The 17,988-nt window shown below is 61.5% G+C and carries 22 protein-coding genes; 9 read left to right on the top strand and 13 right to left on the bottom strand.

The features are described from left to right. Positions 1–13: 13 nt before the first annotated feature. The 3 genes from C482_RS19020 to C482_RS19010 all read right to left on the bottom strand — a co-directional run bounded on the left by C482_RS19020 (position 14) and on the right by C482_RS19010 (position 3,168). The gene (locus tag C482_RS19020; protein ID WP_006169450.1) at positions 14–1,285 is read right to left on the bottom strand and encodes a M48 family metallopeptidase; all 1,272 of its coding nucleotides are present in this window, start codon (positions 1,283–1,285) and stop codon (positions 14–16) included. Between the two features lie 165 nt (positions 1,286–1,450). Continuing rightward, positions 1,451–2,722 (bottom strand): amidohydrolase, encoded by a 1,272-nt coding sequence (locus tag C482_RS19015; protein ID WP_006169449.1) that lies wholly within the window; start codon positions 2,720–2,722, stop codon positions 1,451–1,453. A gap of 110 nt (positions 2,723–2,832) precedes the next feature. Then, complete coding sequence (locus tag C482_RS19010; RefSeq protein WP_049897011.1) at positions 2,833–3,168, bottom strand: uS10/mL48 family ribosomal protein; 336 nt, start codon at positions 3,166–3,168, stop codon at positions 2,833–2,835. Positions 3,169–3,278: 110 nt separating this feature from the next. On the opposite strand from C482_RS19010, the gene C482_RS19005 reads away from it, so the two are divergent. Then, positions 3,279–3,707 carry a bis(5'-nucleosyl)-tetraphosphatase gene (locus tag C482_RS19005; protein WP_006169447.1) on the top strand — a complete coding sequence of 143 codons (429 nt, stop codon included), beginning with the start codon at positions 3,279–3,281 and terminating at the stop codon, positions 3,705–3,707. A 104-nt stretch (positions 3,708–3,811) separates the two neighbouring features. Then, a complete protein-coding gene (locus C482_RS19000) occupies positions 3,812–4,858 on the top strand; it encodes a DUF5787 family protein (protein WP_006169446.1) in 1,047 nt (348 codons plus the stop codon). 55 nt (positions 4,859–4,913) lie between these two features. Here the strand turns inward: C482_RS19000 and C482_RS18995 are convergent, their stop codons facing one another. The 3 genes from C482_RS18995 to C482_RS18985 form a co-directional block, all read right to left on the bottom strand. Beyond that, complete coding sequence (locus tag C482_RS18995) at positions 4,914–5,216, bottom strand: hypothetical protein (RefSeq protein ID WP_006169445.1); 303 nt, start codon at positions 5,214–5,216, stop codon at positions 4,914–4,916. A 69-nt stretch (positions 5,217–5,285) separates the two neighbouring features. Continuing rightward, positions 5,286–5,789: a DUF5797 family protein gene (locus tag C482_RS18990; protein ID WP_006169444.1), complete on the bottom strand. Its 504-nt coding sequence runs from the start codon at positions 5,787–5,789 to the stop codon at positions 5,286–5,288. Between the two features lie 115 nt (positions 5,790–5,904). Continuing rightward, positions 5,905–7,197: an MFS transporter gene (locus C482_RS18985; protein ID WP_006169443.1), complete on the bottom strand. Its 1,293-nt coding sequence runs from the start codon at positions 7,195–7,197 to the stop codon at positions 5,905–5,907. A 124-nt stretch (positions 7,198–7,321) separates the two neighbouring features. On the opposite strand from C482_RS18985, the gene C482_RS18980 reads away from it, so the two are divergent. Together C482_RS18980 and C482_RS18975 are read left to right on the top strand one after the other, a co-directional pair. Continuing rightward, positions 7,322–7,579 (top strand): DUF5789 family protein, encoded by a 258-nt coding sequence (locus C482_RS18980; RefSeq protein ID WP_006169442.1) that lies wholly within the window; start codon positions 7,322–7,324, stop codon positions 7,577–7,579. A gap of 85 nt (positions 7,580–7,664) precedes the next feature. After that, positions 7,665–7,973 (top strand): transcription factor S, encoded by a 309-nt coding sequence (locus C482_RS18975; RefSeq protein ID WP_006169441.1) that lies wholly within the window; start codon positions 7,665–7,667, stop codon positions 7,971–7,973. A 300-nt stretch (positions 7,974–8,273) separates the two neighbouring features. Here C482_RS18975 and C482_RS18970 read toward each other — a convergent pair whose 3' ends face one another. From C482_RS18970 to C482_RS18955, 4 genes are all read right to left on the bottom strand, one after another. Next, on the bottom strand, positions 8,274–9,119 hold the full coding sequence (locus C482_RS18970) for a methyltransferase domain-containing protein (protein WP_006169440.1): 846 nt from the start codon (positions 9,117–9,119) through the stop codon (positions 8,274–8,276). Between the two features lie 75 nt (positions 9,120–9,194). After that, a complete protein-coding gene (locus C482_RS18965; RefSeq protein WP_083858658.1) occupies positions 9,195–9,575 on the bottom strand; it encodes a nascent polypeptide-associated complex protein in 381 nt (126 codons plus the stop codon). Between the two features lie 140 nt (positions 9,576–9,715). Further along, positions 9,716–10,009: an SPFH domain-containing protein gene (locus C482_RS18960; RefSeq protein WP_006169438.1), complete on the bottom strand. Its 294-nt coding sequence runs from the start codon at positions 10,007–10,009 to the stop codon at positions 9,716–9,718. Between the two features lie 91 nt (positions 10,010–10,100). Next, complete coding sequence (locus C482_RS18955; RefSeq protein ID WP_006169437.1) at positions 10,101–10,610, bottom strand: PUA domain-containing protein; 510 nt, start codon at positions 10,608–10,610, stop codon at positions 10,101–10,103. 154 nt (positions 10,611–10,764) lie between these two features. Between C482_RS18955 and C482_RS18950 the strand changes: the two genes are divergently transcribed. Beyond that, entirely contained in the window at positions 10,765–10,950 is a 186-nt protein-coding gene (locus tag C482_RS18950; protein WP_006169436.1) for a hypothetical protein, read from the top strand. Positions 10,951–11,079: 129 nt separating this feature from the next. Here the strand turns inward: C482_RS18950 and C482_RS18945 are convergent, their stop codons facing one another. From C482_RS18945 to C482_RS18935, 3 genes are all read right to left on the bottom strand, one after another. After that, a complete protein-coding gene (locus C482_RS18945; RefSeq protein ID WP_006169435.1) occupies positions 11,080–11,577 on the bottom strand; it encodes a LabA-like NYN domain-containing protein in 498 nt (165 codons plus the stop codon). 232 nt (positions 11,578–11,809) lie between these two features. After that, positions 11,810–12,781: a hypothetical protein gene (locus C482_RS18940; protein ID WP_152422055.1), complete on the bottom strand. Its 972-nt coding sequence runs from the start codon at positions 12,779–12,781 to the stop codon at positions 11,810–11,812. 545 nt (positions 12,782–13,326) lie between these two features. Further along, complete coding sequence (locus tag C482_RS18935) at positions 13,327–14,151, bottom strand: M48 family metallopeptidase (protein ID WP_049897003.1); 825 nt, start codon at positions 14,149–14,151, stop codon at positions 13,327–13,329. A 423-nt stretch (positions 14,152–14,574) separates the two neighbouring features. Here C482_RS18935 and dapA point away from each other — a divergent pair, with 423 nt between their 5' ends. From dapA to C482_RS18915, 4 genes are all read left to right on the top strand, one after another. Next, complete coding sequence (gene dapA, locus C482_RS18930; protein ID WP_006169432.1) at positions 14,575–15,504, top strand: 4-hydroxy-tetrahydrodipicolinate synthase; 930 nt, start codon at positions 14,575–14,577, stop codon at positions 15,502–15,504. Beyond that, a complete protein-coding gene (gene dapB / locus C482_RS18925) occupies positions 15,501–16,295 on the top strand; it encodes a 4-hydroxy-tetrahydrodipicolinate reductase (RefSeq protein ID WP_006169431.1) in 795 nt (264 codons plus the stop codon). The genes dapA and dapB overlap by 4 nt, the downstream gene beginning before the upstream one ends. A 2-nt stretch (positions 16,296–16,297) precedes the next feature. Beyond that, entirely contained in the window at positions 16,298–17,134 is an 837-nt protein-coding gene (locus tag C482_RS18920; protein WP_049897002.1) for a 2,3,4,5-tetrahydropyridine-2,6-dicarboxylate N-succinyltransferase, read from the top strand. A gap of 74 nt (positions 17,135–17,208) precedes the next feature. Then, positions 17,209–17,988 (top strand): aldo/keto reductase, encoded by a 780-nt coding sequence (locus C482_RS18915; protein WP_049897001.1) that lies wholly within the window; start codon positions 17,209–17,211, stop codon positions 17,986–17,988.

Genomic DNA, 17,988 nt, shown 5'->3' with positions numbered 1-17,988 from the left:
GTCTAGTGCCCGTTCAGGCGTCGGACCGAAGCCGTTTGATCCGCCGTTCTGTTCGGGGATGTGTTCCAAAGATGGTGCGGGCGATGTACCGCCGCGGTCGGTCGAAGAACCGTCGTTCTTCCCACGGCGGCGGAACGATCGAGAACGCTATTGTCGACCGACGCTGCCGGAGGTCACTCAAGGGCTGGTCCTCGAGTTCGGCGTCGAGTTTCTCCAGTGCGCTCACGAGGGCAGCCGGATCGCCAGTGATCGCGACGGCACCGCGGTCTGCGACGTACTCACGGTATCGAGCCACGACGATGACCGCCCAGCGACAGACACCGGCAACAATCGGTGCAACCGCCGCGAACCCCCCGTGGAGGGGTGCCTGTCGAGACGATTCTTCATCGACTGCCGCCATTATGAGCCTGACTTTCGCGACGGGGAGCGAGAGTACGGTTAGCATCGCTGCATCGCGGTTGCTGACGTGTGCGAGTTCGTGTGCGAGGACCGACTCGAGTTCGCGGTCTGTGAGTAGATCAACCAGTCCAGTCGAGACGATGATCGTCGACGTTTCGGGGCGGAGTCCAATCGTGGCCGCGAGTGGGACCCGCTTGCGGCCGACTTTGACGGTCGGTGCCGGCAGATTCGCCTGACTCGCGAGTCGATTGACGCGCGCTTGCAGTTCCCTGGTATCGTTGTCGATGTCGATGTCGATGTCGATGTCGCTATCAGCACTATCGGGTAGTAAGTCCTCGGTCGAGTCGATGATCTTGAGGTCGTCCTCGAGGTACCGTTCGACGGAGCCACCAGCACCCAGTTCGTCGACGATGGTTCGTACCGTATAGTAGCTGGTCGCCACGACGCCAACGACGAGACCGATGGCACCGGCAGTCCGCACCGGTGTCCACGGCGACTGTGTCCAGACCAGCACGTAGCCGAGAAGCCAGCCGAGAAGAACGACGACCGCACCGCCGAGCACTCGTCTCGGAAGATGCGTCTGTGGCTGTAGGAGGCCGTGTGCAACTGTCTCGACGGCGCTGGCCATCCCGTCGTGAGAAATCCGTCCGACGACGAGCGGCACGGGCATCACACGTCGATACATCCCTGCGATGACGTGCCAGGCGATAAACACGGGAAGGCAGATGACGATCACCCAGAGGATCAACTCGAGTAGGACTACGATCACCAGCGCGACTCCGACGACTTCGAGGAAGAGCAAAGCGATCATGCCACAGCTGGCGATGATACCGGCGACGGCCATCCGAAGCCAGAGCCCAAGTTGCAGTCGCGTCGGCAGCGTCACTCTTCACTCACCGTCGTGAGAGTGTGACGACACCGTGTGTCAATACGGGATGACGATTCACTCCGAGACACTGTCAGCCATCCGTACAGATCCCGAGGACAAGTAGATACCGAAGTGGTGGGGCGACGCCCCGAGTTGTCGGTTTTCAGGAGTCAACCGGCTTGTCTACCAGTCCCGGCTAATCTGCTCGACCGCGCCAGCGAGTACGTCGACGCCGTGCTGGAGACTCTCCTCGTCCACGTCGAACGTCGCGGTGTGGTGGCCGCCGGGATGGTCCGTGCCGACGCCGATGTAGCAGGCAGAGCCGCCGTTGTCCTGGACTGTCTGCATCAGGAAGGTTGCGTCCTCGCTGCCGCCGAGTTCGTCGCGCTCCATGACGTTTTCGACGCCTGCCGTCTCGCCTGCGACCTCGCTGACGATCGAGACGAGGTCCTGATCACTGGTCGCACTCGGCGCTTCTGCACCGAGTTCGATCTCGACCTCGCAGTCGTGCATCTCGGCGGCGTTCCGAATCACTCGGCGCGCGTTCGAGCGCATGTACTCCATCAGTTCGGTCGTCTTGCCCCGAACTTCGGCCTCGATGTGGGCCACCTCGGGGATGACGTTCGCCGCAGTGCCGCCCTCGACGACGCCGGCGTTGATCCGCGTCGGACCGTCACTGTGTCGCGGGATGCTGTAGAGGTTCTGGACCGCTGTCGCCATCGCCTGGACGGCGTTTCGTCCCTCCTCGGGGTGGCCGCCCGCGTGAGAGGGCGCACCGGTGAACGTCGCATCGAGGTGGGAAACGGCGAGGAAGCCATCGATGCCGGCGACAATCTCGCCAGTCGGATGATCGAGGCCGATGTGGGCAGCGAGCAGCGCGTCGACATCCTGGATGTGCTCGCTCGTCGCCATTGACTTCCCGCCGCCGATAACTTCCTCTGCGGGCTGGAAGAATACCTTGAAGGTCCCCGAAAAGTCGCTTTCGGCGATTGCTTCGAGCACGCCGACACCGATCGTCGCGTGGGCGTCGTGTCCGCAGGCGTGCATCGCGCCGTCGTGTTCCGACCGGAACCCCTCGGTGACGGGTGCGTGCTCGTCGGCCTCAGATTCGGGCTGTGGCAGGCCGTCGATATCGACCCGCAGACCGACTGTCGGTCCCTCACCACGTTCGAGGACTGCAACGGCTCCCGTGTAGCCGCCCTCGAGTTGGGACAGAATTGAGTCGTCGATATCGTACTCGCTGGCTTGCTCGTACCACTCGGCGATCTCCGTGTCGTCGGGGACGGCCAGCCGGTGTTCACCGACGATGGCGTCGGGGCCGACGTGGAGTTCGTCCAGCTCGACACGGGACTGGATTTCCTCGACGATGCGTCCGGTGGTGTAGAACTCGCGCCAGGCTGGTTCGGGCTTGCGGTGCAGATCTCGCCGGAGTGTGACGAGGTCGCTCGTGACCATAGGTAGGTATTGTCGGGGTGTGCCAAAGACGTGCCGACTTGGGGAGCTGTCACACTGTTGTCTGTTGTGCGACGAGGACGACGTAAAACGGTCGGACAGCCCCTCCTTCGTCAGTTCCCGCGACCTGCGCCGTGGATCTGTTCGACTTCAGCCTCGATATGCACCGAGTCAGGGAAGTTCTGCGAGGCGATGTTGCGCGCGAGATTGTCGTGGCCGTGGATCTCGAGTTCTCGGGTAAAAACGGTGTACTCCCAGGAGTCGAAGTGGCGGTCGTCGTCGGCGTGTAGTCGACACAGCTGGGGGACCGAGATTTTCCGTGGCGGATGAGAGTGAGGGCCCTTGAGGGCAGCGCCCTTTCGCTCGGCAGTGGATTTGATGTCAGAAACGATACCGTCGAGGGCGGCGCGATCGCCGCTCTGGAGTGTGAGACGGGTGACGAAGGTCATAGCAGTGTTGTTCATTCTTCCACGGTCGTCGCGTAAAAACCTGCTGAGATACGTCTACGCGCGACGAACAGTCCGATATTCTCTTAACGTCTCATCTATTAGCCCTGTTAATGGCAGTCGAAGCTACGAGCGCAGGCGCGATCCTCTTCCGCGACACGCGGGGCCGGCGCGAGTATCTTCTACTCAAGAGCCGCCCGGGCGACTGGGAGTTTCCGAAGGGCGGTGTCGAAGGAGATGAAGAGCTACAACAGACGGCGATCCGCGAAATAAAGGAAGAGGCAGGTATCGATCAGTTCAGACTACTCGATGGCTTTCGCAAGGACTACGACTACGTCTTCGAGGCCAACGGCAAGACGATCCACAAGACCGTTCACCTCTTCGTGGCGAAGTCGTTCGAGGCGAGCGCCGAGCTCTCGAACGAGCATCGAGACCTCCAGTGGCGTGACTACGAGCAGGCGGTCAACACCGTCACGCAGGATGGCCCCCGAGAGATTCTCGAGGACGCCAACGAGTTCCTCGACGAACTCGAGTCGGTCTGAGTGGGCTCCGAACCCGACGCCACCGTACCGCCGGCCCACCAGTAGGGACACCGGCACACCAGACGCATCTACTCCACTCACACACTCTACTCTGGACCAGCCACATGACTCCTGACTCCGAGTTCGCCTTCGAACTCCGAACCTGTCGCTGGGCCGAACGCGAGTGGCCTCCCGAACACAGTCACGACGACACCCACCACATCGTCGCCCGCCAACTCGGCACCAAACGCCGCCGCTGGGACACCATCGTACTCGAGTGCAACCCCGCCGGCCTCCGGGACCGGGCACGATTCGGGGCGAAGCGCCTCGACAGCGACCTCTTGCACATCGTCCGCAACGCACCCGCTGAGTGGGAGTACTACCGCGACGCGCTGCCCCATCCCGGCTACCCGTGGCGCTACGTCCGCGAGGCGATTCATCAGGCCGACGACCGCGGGATTATAGAAACGCGCAAGCAAGGCAACCGCATCCAGATCCGCCGCAAGTGGCCCTACCCCGACTGGGTCGAGCGCATCGTCGCCATCGAGAACAAGCCCGACCTCGACGCGAGCGCCGCCCGCGCGCTCGGGCCGCAACTCGAGTTCGACGTGGCGATGGCGCTGGCGGACGAGGTCTGGGTGGCGACCCAGGCGACGGACGAGACGATCACGCCGGCGCTGTTCGAGGGGCTGCCGGTGGCGGCGGGCATTCTCGCGCTCGATCCGGATGTACTCGCGGCCGAGGTAGCCTGGCATCCCAGACAACTCACAGTCGACGAGCCGGGAACGCGGATACTCGAGCGACCTGATGGCGGCGACCACGACGGCTCGGCGGCGCGATTCGAGTACATCGAGCCAGCGACGAAAGCCGAGAAACGACTCGCACTCGCGGAACGCGCCTACGAGCGCGGCTGGCGGTCGTTCGTCGAGACGATGCGTCCGGACTGTCGTCACTTCGAACTGCGCACACGGGAGGGACCACAGCTCGTGCCGTACTGCAGCGCCAAGTCGTGTCAGCCGACGGCAGCCGAGTGTTCGGGTTCCTGTTCGGCGTTCGAACCCGAGCCGCCGGTCTGGCGGACGAAGGGGTGGCCGATCGAGGGTGGGCCAGGGAAGCGCTGTCAGCAACTGCTCGCAGCGCGCCGGCGACGGCGACGACTAGGACAGGAGTGAGTGTTGGTGTCGGTAGTGGGGTGACGTGAACGGGTGTACTCGGGTCGGCCGACGGTCAGTTTCGTTCCGGTTGTACGTCAGCTGGGTCTGCTGCGCCGGTCGCGTCTCGAATGACTCTGTAGAGAGCAGTCATGACTGCGACGAACGCGAGTACCGCACCGACGACGAACACTGCTGTGTAATAGATCGTGCTCCCGGTTCCCATCGTGATCGTCGGCATCGATGGGTCTGCTGCGGTGTATGTGACCTCCCAGAACGAGAGGGCGGCGTGGCCCATCAGCAACAGTCCGGCGGCGAAGCAGAGGGCGAACCTGTCGAGTGAGAGCGCGTACTCCCGGAGGGTGGGGCGCGTAGCCATACTGGCCACTCGTTGGTGGCTCCAAAACTGTCTTTCTATCCAACGCTCTATCGAAGAAAACGAGACAGATCAGTTCGCCGCTTCGACTTCGATTTCGTCTCGCGGCGCTGCTAGTCGGAACGTCGGAACCGTCCGGTACTCTACCTCAACAACACCCTTCCGGCGCAGACTCTGGAGGCCAGAGCGAACGTCTTCCGCATCTGGGTCCACGTCGAATTCGTCTCGGAGTGCGTGTAACACCGAGACCACGCTCTCTGATTTCTCGTCGGGACCGGCGAGCACGTCGACGATCTGTACCTGCAGTTCTGGCACGCGGACGCGGGAGGGTGCCCCCTCCGCGTCGGGGTCGCTCTCGATCCCCGGCTCGACGTCGACAAGATCCGCGGCTTCGGCGGTCGCCCGGATCAGGCTGTTGTCGTCGCGAAAGTAGTAGTCGCCGAGTTCGTTTTCCAAGTACTGGTGGACCTCGCTGCCGCTTTCCATCTCCCACCGGTCTTGCAACTCGGAATTTTTCGTCGGCTGTAGCTCCACCACGTCGGCTAGCCGTTCCGTGGCCTCCTCCGAGAGCGTCATCGTCGCATCGTACGGGCATGTGGTACTTTTGCGTTGCGTCACGTCTCGTCTGCCGTACTCCCGCCCGTTAGCCTCTCTCCTCATCCTGGCATGGCACTTGCGGCCCAGTGACGGCTCAGTCACTCCCGACAAGCGGCACCGGCTGTGTCTGCTCTACGGTCTCCTCAATCTGCGTGTAGACGAGGATCGTGCCGATCACGGCGAGCGCGGTACCGAAGATGAACGGCACCTCGAAGCCGTAGCCGACCAGCGCACCCGAAGAAAGAGGTCCGATGGCGATCCCGAAGCCGAAGGCCATCGTGAGAACCGAGAGCTTCGAACCGGACTCACCCTCGCCCGCGAGGTCTCCCGCGAGCGCGAGCGACGGCGCGAACACCATTGCGCCGGCGATCCCTTGCAGGAGTCGCGCGACAAACATCGTCTCGGAGGATGGGACGTACCCTTGCACGAGCGTCGTTGGGATCAACAGCACCATCCCGACGACGATGAACGGCCGCCGGCCGTAGCGGTCGCAAGCGCGCCCGATCGGCGTCTGGAGGAGAATCTGGGCAACGATGAACGCCGCGAACTGGAGCCCGAACCAGGTTGCTCCCTGCTCGAGGTGGGCGTTGACCTGCGGCTGGATCGTCGCGAAGAGGGCGATTGCGGTCGCCATGAACAGCGACGCGACGCCGAGCGTGAAGATCGGATCGAGCAGGTTCGGCCCCGTTCGGTCCCAGACTGGGATGGCGAGATCCGCGCTCGCGTTCGCCCGTGTCGACTCGGGATCGGTGATCAGTACGGTCACGAGCAGGAAGCTGATGATCGCCGTGATCGCCGCGATATAGAACGCGGCGTCGAAGCCGGAGATGGACAACTCCCCAATCGGAAGCGTGTAGGGGCCTGCGTTGACCACTGCACCCGCGACAACTGGGCCGGCACCGAAGCCGATCAGCCGGAACGTGTTGTAGACACCCATGTTTCCGCCGCGGTCGTCCGTCGTCGCGAGTTCGTTGACCAGCGCGACCGACGCGGGGATGATGAACGCGACACTGATACCCTGCAGGCCGCGGATGACGAGCAGCGAGAGGTACGACTCGGCGAAGAGATATGCGACGTTCATCGTCGCGAGTCCGGCGAGTCCGATCAGAACGAACAGCTTCCGCTTCCCCGCACGGTCCGAGAACCGCCCCGTCAGCGGCTGAAAGCTGCTGTTGAGAAAGCCAAAAATCGAGAGGATGATCCCGATGATCATCGACTCCGCCAGTCCGAACGTCGGCCCCCCAACGACATCACTGGCCACGTACAGCGGGATCACGATCACCAGAAACGAGTTCCCAATCCCGTCTGCCATCCGGGCGAACGCGAGCGCCAGTACCCGCCGGTCGACGGCGAACTGCGCCGCGACACGTCGTCCCAGATTCCGCATCGATATACCTCTGCGGCGTCGCGCCCGATTAACATTTCGAAACGAAGTATTGTCTAAATTGACTGTTTTGGGCCTCGATACGACGATATACACCTACAAGCCCTCACGCCGCGTTTACTCCTGTATGGACCGCACACTGAAACTGAACGAACTCGAGTCCACCTTCGAGGAACTCGAGTACCCCGTCACGAAAGCCGAGGCAGCGGGCGCGTTCGAGGCAACGACGCTGGTGCTTGCAGACGGCGAGCGGAATCTGGGGTCGCTTCTCGGTGAGACACAGGAGGAGCGATACGAGTCGGCGGGTGAACTCGAGGCGGCATTACACAACGCGTTGCCGCGGGAGGCTGTGGGCGAGCCGTTTCAGTCGGAAGGAGAGGGTTGAGCCGCTGCGTCAGCACGAGCGGTGAGAGCGTCGCCGAATCCAAACGGGTCGCTTAAGTCGCTCGACCGACGTAGCCCGGACAACGATGGAATTCTGCGACGAATGCGGTTCGATGATGAAAGCCGATGACGGTCTGTGGGAGTGCGGAAGCTGTGGCTATACGAAACCCAAGGGCGACGCCGACGAATACGTCGTCACGGACAGTCAAGAGGCGACCGAGGTTATCGAGTCCTCCGACGAGACCTCGCTGCCCGAGACCGATGCCCACTGTCCCGAGTGTGGCCACGACCGCGCGTACTGGTATATGCAGCAGATTCGTTCGGCCGACGAGTCCGAGACGCGCTTTTTCATCTGTTCTGAGTGTGAGCACAAGTGGCGCGAAGACGATAACTAGAACCGAACTTTTTCTCTGCGTGCGGTCGCTTCGCGACCACACTCGGAAAAACTTCGATGAAAAACACTCCTCCTTCCGTTCCGACTCGCTTCGCGAGTCTCCACATCAGTCGTCGGCCCGCGCGCTCACTCCGTTCACACGCGGTAAACAGTCGTGCTCACGGGCTTTGCCCGTTCGCATACCCGCGGTTCTCACCCTCCAGGCTCCGAACCGCGCATCTCTCGGGTTCTTCGAACCTCTCGCTCGATGACACCTCTCTTGTGGACGGATCCACATGGGACGTAACGGAGAGAGGGAGAACTACTCGTTCCGGGCGATCGTCAGATACCCCGTGTGCCCCACGGGTGCCGTCGACGGCCGCGAACCGCGGTCGTCGAACTGCATCTCGCGCTGAATCGTCTCTCGCGTCCGGATATTCGACAACCCGGCCTCGCGGGCCGCCTCGACGACGTCGCGCGTCGACTCGATGAACGGGCCGTAGACCGCGACGAAGCCACCCTCGACAAGCAACTCTGGTGCATGCGTGACGATTTCGGCCGCGTCACCCGTATCGAGGGTGAGTACGTCGAACGGCGCGGACTCGAGTGCTCCCGTCTCCAGTTCTTCGGTCAGGTCGCCGGTTCGAACATCGACGGCGTCCGAGATGCCGCCGAGAACCATGTTCTCGCGGGCGACATCGGCGAAGTCGGGGTCTCGTTCGTACGTTACTACTGTCGCGCCGGCACGGGCCATCGTGGCCGAGAGGACGCCGGTTCCGGTGCCGGTGTCGAGGACGCGGTCACCGCGCGCGATGCCGGTTTCGCCGATGATGAGTCCGATATCGCGGGGGACCATCGGTGCGCCCGTGCGCTCGAAGTGATGAAAGAGGTCCGGGCCACGGAGTCGACGGACGTGGAACGCTTCGTCCAGGTGCGTTTCGACGGTGTCACCTGGTTCGACATCCGCGGGGACCTCGAGGATGCCGAGGTCGGTTCCCATCTCCTCGCCGGGTTGGACGAGGAACTCGCGGTCGTCGCGAACGAGCAGGACGGGTGGCTGGTCTGGTGTTTCCTCGTCCGGTTGCGTCTCCGCGTCCGTCTCCTCTTCTGTCTCTGTTTCTGCTTCCGCTCCCGCTTCGACGCTCTGGTCGCTATCGCCGTCACTCACGGGCGCTCACTCCGTTCGTGTTGCCGTTCGTGTTGCTGTTCCCGTCTCTGTCTCCGCATCGATGCACGACTCGACTCACTCGAGTTCCTCGACCGCTGCGGCCAGGTCGCCGTCGTTGGCTTCGAGTGCGGCGCGGGCATCCTCTTCGCTAGCGCCGGTTCGGGTCGCAACCATTTCGATGTCACCCGCAGGGATTTCGGGCTCCGAGCCGCCTGCACCGGCGTCAGCGCTGCCACCAGCGGAACCGGACTCGACCTGTTCGGGTGAGCCGATGATCTGGTAGGTTTCCTGGCCGCGAGCGTCCATCTTCGTGACTTCGGCGTCGTTGAAGACGAGGTCGTACTCGTCGGTGCGGATGATGACCTCTTCGGCGTCGACGTCCTCGACGTCGATACCCATCTGCTGCATCATCTGTTCCATCTTTCGCGGATTGAGTCCGCCGCCTCCTCCAAACATACCCGACACGTCGCCTCCCGCGACCTTTTACTTTGTCGTTCGTCGGCTGTGGCGCTGCGCTCATCGGTCCATTGTCGTTCGGTATCGGTGGTCACCGGCCCGTCGGAGTGATCACCGTTGCCACGCGGCAACGATCCGTCTCAGTCCGCAGCGGCCGTCTCCGACGGCGCAATCTGCTCGGCGTCGGCTCTGAGTTCCGGCGGGAGTGGATGTGGCTCCGGTGTTTCGTACTGCATCGTCTCGAAGTCGATCGGATACGTCTCCGAGACGAACGGCGGTGCGAAGTAGATGCCTGGCTCGAGTACGCCACGGATTTCGCCGTTGACGACCAACAGTCGACCCTCCCCGTCTGGAACGTACTGAGCCGACGACCAGACGACGCCCAGAAGCACGATGGGCAGTAAGACGACAGTGAGAAAGAGTGTTGACACCATACCGGGGCACTCGAGCGATCCGTCAAAAAGAATACGAAAGCTGGCTGGCGTGAGTGGGTAGTGAAGTTGGCGTAAGTGCGTAGTAACGTTCCTACTCTGGCGCGGGCGCACCCTCGCGCACGTTGACTGCCATCCCCGTCTCGAAATCCGCGATCGACGCTGCGTCTAACTCCGCGCGACCGACCGCGAGCAACTCGCCGCGTTCGTGGACCACCAGGACCTCGTCGCCCGGCCGAATCTCCTCGCCCACATCGACCACGAACTTCGTAAAGACGTTTTTCTCGTCGCGCACGAACGGTTCGCTCTCGTCGTCGACGACCACGCGATAGGCCGGGGACTCGAGTACCGCTGCCAGTCGGCGGCCGCCCTCGAGCCCGAGAGTAAATTGGCCGTCAATGCCGAACGAGACGATACGGCCGGCCTCGGCGTGGACCTGCTGGGGGCGGCCGGAGGAGGTTCGTTTGATGGTGAGTTCGTCTGCGGAGGCGTCGGAGCTGGACATATCGGGAAAGAGCGCCGTGCCAGCACCCGCACCGAACTGATAGTCCGCGATGGTCCGCAGCGTCGAGAGATCCGCGTTACCGTCGACTGACTCGCTCATTGGGCGTGATTTCGTCCGCTGGGTCGAAAGCCCTTCGATGCCCCGTTGGGTACCGATCACAGCCGGCGAGCACGTCTACGGGAACGCAACGAGATGACCGGGTACAGCCATCGATCACGACTATTATATACTCCGACTTGGTAATGGCGCGTGAATGGACGTTGTTCAGATTGCGCTCGGGACGATACTGCTCGCGGTGAGTGGGCTCGTTCTTGCCAGCCCATCGATTCTCCAGACGAACGCAGGCGGCTACCCCGTCGCTGGCGTCGTCGCAGGGGCGGCGCTCGCCGTCGGCGCGATTGCTGTCGTACTTGATCTCGCGCAATCGACGCCGTCGTAAGCGTACAGGTCCGGCCGGTGGCAAGCGGTGTCTGTCAGCGCGGACTCGAACCCGAGTGCATGGCTACTCGATTCTGTTCTATTCCGCTTGAAAATCGGAAGTGAAAAGTAAGAACTGCGGAGTCAGCGGTCAGAGCAAGAACGTGTCGTGGCGTTCGTCGAGGTCGAGGAACGCATCCGCTGCGTCGATTAGTTCGTCGGCCGTTGAGGACTCGAACGCCATCACTTCAACACGTACGCCCTCGTGTCGCAGGTGCGAACAGAGTCGCGAGAAGTCGCCGTCGCCCGTACAGAGGACAACCGTATCGACGTGATTTGCGAGTGTCACCGCGTCGAGGCTCATGCCGACGTCCCAGTCGGCCTTCTTGGTGCCATCGGAGAACGTCTTGATGTCCTTGATCTTCGTCTCGAAGCCGATATCTACCAGTGCATCGAAGAAGCTCTCTTCTTCGGGTGCCTCCGCGCGAATCACGTAGGCGATAGCGCGCGTAAGCTGGCGATCCTGCACGGCCTTCGAGAGGAGTGCCGAATAATCGATGTTACGGCTGTGGAGACTCTGCGCCGAGTGATACAGGTTCTGCGCGTCGACGAGCACCGCGACGCGTTGGTCCGGATGGATTTCGGTCACAAATGGAGGTACGCGAGCAAATGTAAAAATCGCGTCGCTCGACGGACTGGGAATGAGACGGGTCGAATTGAACAATCGACCCGGTCAATCATTTATATCCCAATCCAGCGGTGCGGTGCCGTGGGATTCCTCCGCGTGAACGCGGAGGAGGATGTCAATGTTGGTGGTCCGTTCGGATCAAACGATTCGTTCAGCCTGTTGAGCGAACTGATCAGGTCGCTCGATTCCATAGTTACTCGTTACGGTCAACACACCTCGCCGCGGTCGCACAGCCACTTGCAGACTTGAGATTTACACAGGTTGCTCCGACACATAGGAAACAGACGACTGCTGCTTTACCGGTCAACCCCAGGGCGCAAACGGGACGGCACTTATAACAATCGACGGTAGACCACAGACCATCAAGACAACCACCGATTGCTGCGGCACATTCGTCGGTCACTCCATCAAGGCTGTTCCAACCGAGTGATTTGGCAAACTGTCTCGCGATACGCTCAGCAGCTTCCTTGACCGGGTTTCCAGAAACAACCCGGGTGCCAATACCGTCTGAGGATTCAGGGGCAGGTGTAACCAATTCGTTTTCTATCGAAACATGATAACTGGTCGGATCGGTTTCATCGCTCTCAAGTGATTTTTCGTCAGTTCGTTCAACGAAGAAACGATCTGTGTCTTCGTGTGTATAGATAGATGCCTCACTTAAATCCCCATCCGGGAACAGTGACTGAACGTTATCGCGCTCGTCAGGAGTAGCCGTTCGGTAAAGGAGCGTACCGTTTTCGTGCCCGTACAGCCACGCGTCGGACTCTGCCGGGATTGACTCTATCGGTATGCTTCGGTATTCACTGCTGGGGACGTCCTCCACAGACTCGAACGTGAAATTCACGAGAACCGAACCACCAGCTTCCATGACCTGTAATGCTCCGTACTCGAAATCAACGGAGGTGACCGTGGCGTCGTTAGGCTCGGGTCCAAAGTCTGTTTTCGCCGCCGAGTACTTCCTCGGGATATTCTCGTAACCGAGTTCATCAAGGACTGACTGGACTTCCGAGATCGCTTCGACATCGTGAAGCACATCGTTGGATTCGTTCCGTCTCGCCGAGACAGTTTGGCCCAGGATGGTAATCCCTGCAACCCCGGAAAACCCTCCTTTTTTCAAAATATCTCGTCGATTCAACCCTTTTGATCTGTTGCTGTTTCTGTTCATATTTCTAAATCCTTACCTCTTTTTCATATACTTTTCGTTTCTATTAATCTATTGGAGATCCTACTTTCGAAGTGTCATGAAACAGTAGTCCGACTAGTGCATAAATCTGATAACACGAATATATAGGTCGAATTACTTCGATAATTGATTAAATACTTTTCTTTTAGGTCGATAGGGTTATGGAACACAGAATATTTAATGGGAGGTGTAGACCGGAACAGAACGGATTTTGGACCGTCCAGTGAAGGTCGGCGGTCCGCCAATAGCACAAGATTTGTCGGAAATAAATATATTTCGTGACCGATAGAGACTGACGGTCTTGTAGACCTCACGAATCAGAGATTTGGTCAAATTTCGGGAGGTGTCGTCGCTCGAACGACAGTATCCAAAAGACAGTAGCGTGACCGTCCCCCCTCAAAGGGGGGCGGTCATGTTCAGAGTGATCGGGTGTTCCACTGTTGAGCTGCCTCTCAGGTTACCGGCTCGAGGATTACTGGGTTCCGATCACCCGAGAATCCTCGCGGTTACAGCGTAGAAATGAGGAATCAGCTTCGGAGCTTCTCGATGCGCTTTTCCGTCGGCGGGTGGCTCGCAAACACCGACTCAAGCAGCCCGCGCTCGGAGTTGAAGATACAAAGTGCGGCCTGGCCGTCGTCAATGGTTGATTCGCGGTTCTCAGCGCCTTTCGATATCTTCTCGAGTGCTCGAGCGAGCGGGTCGCCATTGCCGATATACTGGCGCGCGTCGTCATCGGCGATGTATTCGCGGTAGCGCGAGATTGCCATCACCAGCACCGTGACGAGCATCTGGGCGAACATCGAGAGGATCAGCCCCACAATGAAGCCCCCGGGGTTGTCCTCGCCCGCGAACGCGTAGACGAAGTAGACGGCGTAGCCGACCATCATCCCGATAGAACTCCCGACCGTCATCATCAACACGTCGCGGTTCTTGATGTGAGCGAGTTCGTGGGCGATGACGCCCTCGAGTTCGTCACGATCCAGCAGGCGGATGAGCTCCTCGCTGACGACGACGACGCCGTTGCCCTTCCGGCCAGTCGCGAAGGCGTTGGGAACGCCCATCTGCTGGACCATCAGTTTGGGCTTGTCGATGGCCATATCGCGGGAGAGCGACTCCGTCATTCGATGAATCTCTTTATATTGGGCGTTCTCTGGCATCTCTTTGGCCTTTCTGGTCGCCCTCCAGACGCCGAACTTGTACTGGACGAAGGGGAACGTAATCAAAAGCAGGAGGACGATCGGCCAGGCACCCGTGCCCAGGAACGCCAGCCCGACGGCCCCAACAAACAGGTACAGCGCCGCCAGGAGCGAACCGACAACGAACATTCGCAGCTTCAATCCAAAGTCTGTCATAGGTATGCGTAAGCAATCAGGAGGTATAAATTTCGTGGGATAGGACGACGGAGGACCGCCCGACGGCGCGGCGTGATTGCCCTCGAATGTTGGTCCCGTTTCCGATACGAACCGTCTCTAGCGAGTCAGGACACGCGACGAACCGACTCGAGTCGTGTCCGAGACCACCGCTGACCGACCAATCGAGGCCAAATTGGTTGGGGTCGCAAAGAATAAGTTTGTTCCACACGCGCTATCGTGTATGCTTCGTTCCCCTCCGTTCGGCGGTCGCGTTGCGGCGAGCGGGGGTTGTTCGGTTTCTCTTGCTAAATCTGCGAAAAAATGCGCCCAGTAGTGCTCGAGGCGAGCGTGGCGACCTCGTCTCGGGCGCGCTTCCGGCGTTGACTTCGGCTCGTTTGACTGACCAACTGACACTATCGGTCCATGACACAAGAACTCGACCTTACCGGCGTCTTTCCCGCAATGTGTACGCCGTTCGACGAAGACGAACGCATCGACTTCGAAACACTTCAGCAGGACGCACAGCGACTCGAGGCCGCTGGCGTCGACGGCCTCGTTCCCGTCGGCTCCACCGGCGAATCCGCGACCCTGACCCACGACGAACACGTCCGCGTCGTCGAAGCGGTCATCGACGCCGTCGACGACGTGCCCGTCATCGCTGGCTCCGGATCAAACAACACGCGTGAGGCCCTGGAACTCTCGGAGCGCTCGGCCGACGCCGGCGCTGACGGCCTCCTGCTGATCTCGCCGTACTACAACAAGCCAGAACAGCGCGGGCTGGTCGAGCACTATCGGACGATCGCTGACGCAGTCGACCTGCCACAGATCGTCTACAACGTTCCCTCGCGAACGGGGCAGACGATCGAACCCGACACCGCCGTCGAACTCGCGAGCCACGAGAACATCGCGGGCTACAAGGCCGCGAGCGGCGATCTCGGCGTGATCGGCGAGATCGCAGAGCGCACGATGGACGAGGAGTTCGCCGTCCTCTCGGGTGACGACGCGATGACGCTGCCGATACTCTCGGTCGGCGGCACGGGAACGATCAGCGTCGCCGCGAACATCGAACCCGAGCGGACCTGCGCGATGGTCGGCGCGGCGCTCGACGGCGACTACGCACGCGCACAGAATCTCCACCACGAACTCGGACCGCTCTTCCGCGAACTGTTCGTCGAGACGAACCCGATTCCGGTCAAGGAAGCTATGCAGATCCGCGGCTACGGTCCAGCCCGGATGCGGCCGCCGCTCACCCGTCTCGCCGAGGAGTACCACGACGACCTCGAGACCGTTCTCGACGACCTCGAGCGTGAGACAACTGATGTAGCAAACGCCGAACCAGAGGGCGATCGATGACGGAGCCAATCCACATCGGCGTCACCGGTGCAACCGGCCGCATGGGCCGTGAGGTTATCGCCGCGGCCACAGACCGCGATGACTGTGCGGTCGCGTTCGCGGTCAACCGCGAGCCCGACGGCGAGACTGTCGACGGCGTTGCGGTCGAACCCGCAGCCGAGTTCGGTTCGCTACTCACCTCGCGCGAGCCCGACGCAGTCATCGACTTCACCGGTCCCGAGTCGGCCACCGAGTACGTACAGGCCTGTGCTGACGCCGACGCTGGCGGTGACACCACTACGACTGCCTTCGTCACCGGGACCACCGGCTTCGACGACGATCAGCTCGCCGTACTCGAGTCCGCCGCTGAGTCGATTCCGGTTCTCCACGCGCCCAACTTCGCGCGCGGCGTGCAGGCACTGGTGAACGTCGTTGGCGATGCCGTCCAGAATCTGCCGGGCTACGACGTCGAACTTGTCGAGGCCCACCACAACGCGAAGCGAGACGCACCGAGCGGAACGGCGAACCGGCTGTTGGATGAGATTGAGGCGAACGGAGAGTTCGGCGACCGGACCCATGGCCGCGAAGGCGAAGCCCCACGCGAGGAGGACGAGATCGGCGTCCACGCCATCCGCGCGGGCAACATCACCGGTGAGCATGAGATCATTCTCGCGAGCAACCACGAGGAGGTTCGCCTGACCCACCGCGCCGAAGATCGGGGTGTCTTCGCCGTGGGCGCGGTCGACGCGGCAGTTTGGATCGCAGGAGCAAAGGCAGGAAACTACGACTTTGTGGACGTGATCGACGCATGAGCATGAATACACTCGAAACCGAAATCAACGAGCTGTGGGATCAAAAACAGCGCGGCGAGATCGACGCCGACTCAGCCGGTGAGGATGCCCTCGACACGCTTGAGGCGTTCCTCTCGGCGCTGGAGGACGGCGACATCCGCGCCGCAGAGAAGACTGACGGCGAGTGGGAGGCCAACCAGTGGGTCAAGCAGGGGATCCTGCTCAACTTCGGCCTCCGGGAGAACCGAAGCTACGAGTACGGCGGTGTCGACCACTACGACGTGCTGCCGTTGCGCGAAACCGATGACCTCGGCGCGCGCGGCACCCGCAACACGCCGGACGGAACCACGATCCGCCGCGGGGCCTATCTCGGCTCGGACTGCATCATGATGAGCCCGAGCTTCGTCAACATCGGCGCACACATCGGCGACGGCACGCTCGTCGACTCCTGTGACACCGTCGGCTCGTGTGCCCAGATCGGCGAAGACGTCAAACTCGGCGCGAACACGCTCATCGGCGGCGTGCTGGAGCCGGTCGAGAGCGCGCCGGTCATCGTCGAGGACAACGTCTCCCTCGGTGCCGGCTGTCGCGTCACCAGCGGCTTCGTCGTCGGCGAGAACAGCGTCGTCGGCGAGAACACGCTCCTGACGCCGCGGATCCCGGTCTACGACCTCGTCGAGGAAGACGTGCTGTACGGCGAACTGCCCGCGAACCGCCGTGCGTTCACCCGCTTCGTCGAATCCTCGGTCAGCGACCACGACCTCTTCGAGGGCGGCGCGTACAAACCCGCCGTCGTCGCCACTGACCTCGAGACGGAGACGATCGAGGCGACCGAGCGCGAGGACGCACTGCGCGAATAATCCGAGAGCCGACCCGTTTCAACGACACATTCTCTCGTCGGAGTTCACTTCCCCTCGCGCCGTGAACGGTGTGTATGACGCGGATGCATCTTTCCTTACCGCCCGTCGGCCTCGGCACAATGGGGATCGACGACCCCGACGTAATCGAGACGGCACTCGAGTACGGCTACAGACATCTCGACACGGCACAGATATACGGCAACGAGGCCGTCGTTGGCGACGGACTGGCCCAAAGTGCTGTCCCGCGCGAGGACGTAACCGTCGCGACGAAGGTCTGGGCCGACAGCCTCGCGCCGGACGACGTGCACCGCACGACTGCGGAGAGTCTCGACAGACTGGGACTCGATGCGGTCGATTTGCTGTACGTCCACCGCCCGATCGAAGCGTATGAGCCCGATCGAACGCTGTCCGCGTTCGACGAACTCTACAAAGAGAGGACGATCGGTGGCGTAGGGCTGAGCAACTTTTCCGTATCAGAACTTGAAACCGCACGGGACACCCTCGACGCGCCCATCGCGGCCCATCAGGTTGAGTTCCACCCACTGTTCCAGCCCGACGAGTTGCTCGCTCACGCCCGTGAGCACGGCTATCCGCTCGTGGCGTACTCGCCGCTGGCGAACGGCCGCACGCGAGAGATCGACACGGTAGTCGACATCGCCGAGGCTCACGATACGACGCCCGAAGCGGTCTGTCTCGCGTGGCTGCTGGCGAAAGATGGCGTCGTGATGATTCCGAAATCGAGCAGCGTCGACCACCTCCGGGCGAATCTCGAGGCGCAGGAGCTCAACCTCTCGCTTGACGAGCGCGAGCGCATCGACGCAATCGACCGAACTGAAGAACTGTTTCCGGAGTGA

Origin of the sequence: Natrialba chahannaoensis JCM 10990 (genome assembly GCF_000337135.1) — an archaeon.
In the GTDB taxonomy this organism is placed as follows: Archaea; Halobacteriota; Halobacteria; order Halobacteriales; family Natrialbaceae; genus Natrialba; species Natrialba chahannaoensis.
This window is presented reverse-complemented; position numbering and strand designations above follow the sequence as displayed.

What these genes read in the sequence shown, in the direction of transcription:
- C482_RS19005 (WP_006169447.1), top strand. Translation starts at nt 3,279, where the DNA reads ATGGCAGTCGAAGCTACGAGCGCAGGCGCGATCCTCTTCCGCGACACG.
- C482_RS18975 (WP_006169441.1), top strand. Translation starts at nt 7,665, where the DNA reads ATGGAATTCTGCGACGAATGCGGTTCGATGATGAAAGCCGATGACGGT.
- C482_RS18965 (WP_083858658.1), bottom strand. Translation starts at nt 9,575, where the DNA reads ATGTTTGGAGGAGGCGGCGGACTCAATCCGCGAAAGATGGAACAGATG.
- C482_RS19000 (WP_006169446.1), top strand. Translation starts at nt 3,812, where the DNA reads ATGACTCCTGACTCCGAGTTCGCCTTCGAACTCCGAACCTGTCGCTGG.
- C482_RS18920 (WP_049897002.1), top strand. Translation starts at nt 16,298, where the DNA reads ATGAATACACTCGAAACCGAAATCAACGAGCTGTGGGATCAAAAACAG.
- C482_RS18980 (WP_006169442.1), top strand. Translation starts at nt 7,322, where the DNA reads ATGGACCGCACACTGAAACTGAACGAACTCGAGTCCACCTTCGAGGAA.
- C482_RS18935 (WP_049897003.1), bottom strand. Translation starts at nt 14,151, where the DNA reads ATGACAGACTTTGGATTGAAGCTGCGAATGTTCGTTGTCGGTTCGCTC.
- C482_RS18985 (WP_006169443.1), bottom strand. Translation starts at nt 7,197, where the DNA reads ATGCGGAATCTGGGACGACGTGTCGCGGCGCAGTTCGCCGTCGACCGG.
- C482_RS19015 (WP_006169449.1), bottom strand. Translation starts at nt 2,722, where the DNA reads ATGGTCACGAGCGACCTCGTCACACTCCGGCGAGATCTGCACCGCAAG.
- C482_RS18950 (WP_006169436.1), top strand. Translation starts at nt 10,765, where the DNA reads ATGGACGTTGTTCAGATTGCGCTCGGGACGATACTGCTCGCGGTGAGT.
- C482_RS18990 (WP_006169444.1), bottom strand. Translation starts at nt 5,789, where the DNA reads ATGACGCTCTCGGAGGAGGCCACGGAACGGCTAGCCGACGTGGTGGAG.
- dapB (WP_006169431.1), top strand. Translation starts at nt 15,501, where the DNA reads ATGACGGAGCCAATCCACATCGGCGTCACCGGTGCAACCGGCCGCATG.
- C482_RS18995 (WP_006169445.1), bottom strand. Translation starts at nt 5,216, where the DNA reads ATGGCTACGCGCCCCACCCTCCGGGAGTACGCGCTCTCACTCGACAGG.
- C482_RS19010 (WP_049897011.1), bottom strand. Translation starts at nt 3,168, where the DNA reads ATGACCTTCGTCACCCGTCTCACACTCCAGAGCGGCGATCGCGCCGCC.
- C482_RS18955 (WP_006169437.1), bottom strand. Translation starts at nt 10,610, where the DNA reads ATGAGCGAGTCAGTCGACGGTAACGCGGATCTCTCGACGCTGCGGACC.
- C482_RS18915 (WP_049897001.1), top strand. Translation starts at nt 17,209, where the DNA reads ATGACGCGGATGCATCTTTCCTTACCGCCCGTCGGCCTCGGCACAATG.
- dapA (WP_006169432.1), top strand. Translation starts at nt 14,575, where the DNA reads ATGACACAAGAACTCGACCTTACCGGCGTCTTTCCCGCAATGTGTACG.
- C482_RS18960 (WP_006169438.1), bottom strand. Translation starts at nt 10,009, where the DNA reads ATGGTGTCAACACTCTTTCTCACTGTCGTCTTACTGCCCATCGTGCTT.
- C482_RS18940 (WP_152422055.1), bottom strand. Translation starts at nt 12,781, where the DNA reads ATGAACAGAAACAGCAACAGATCAAAAGGGTTGAATCGACGAGATATT.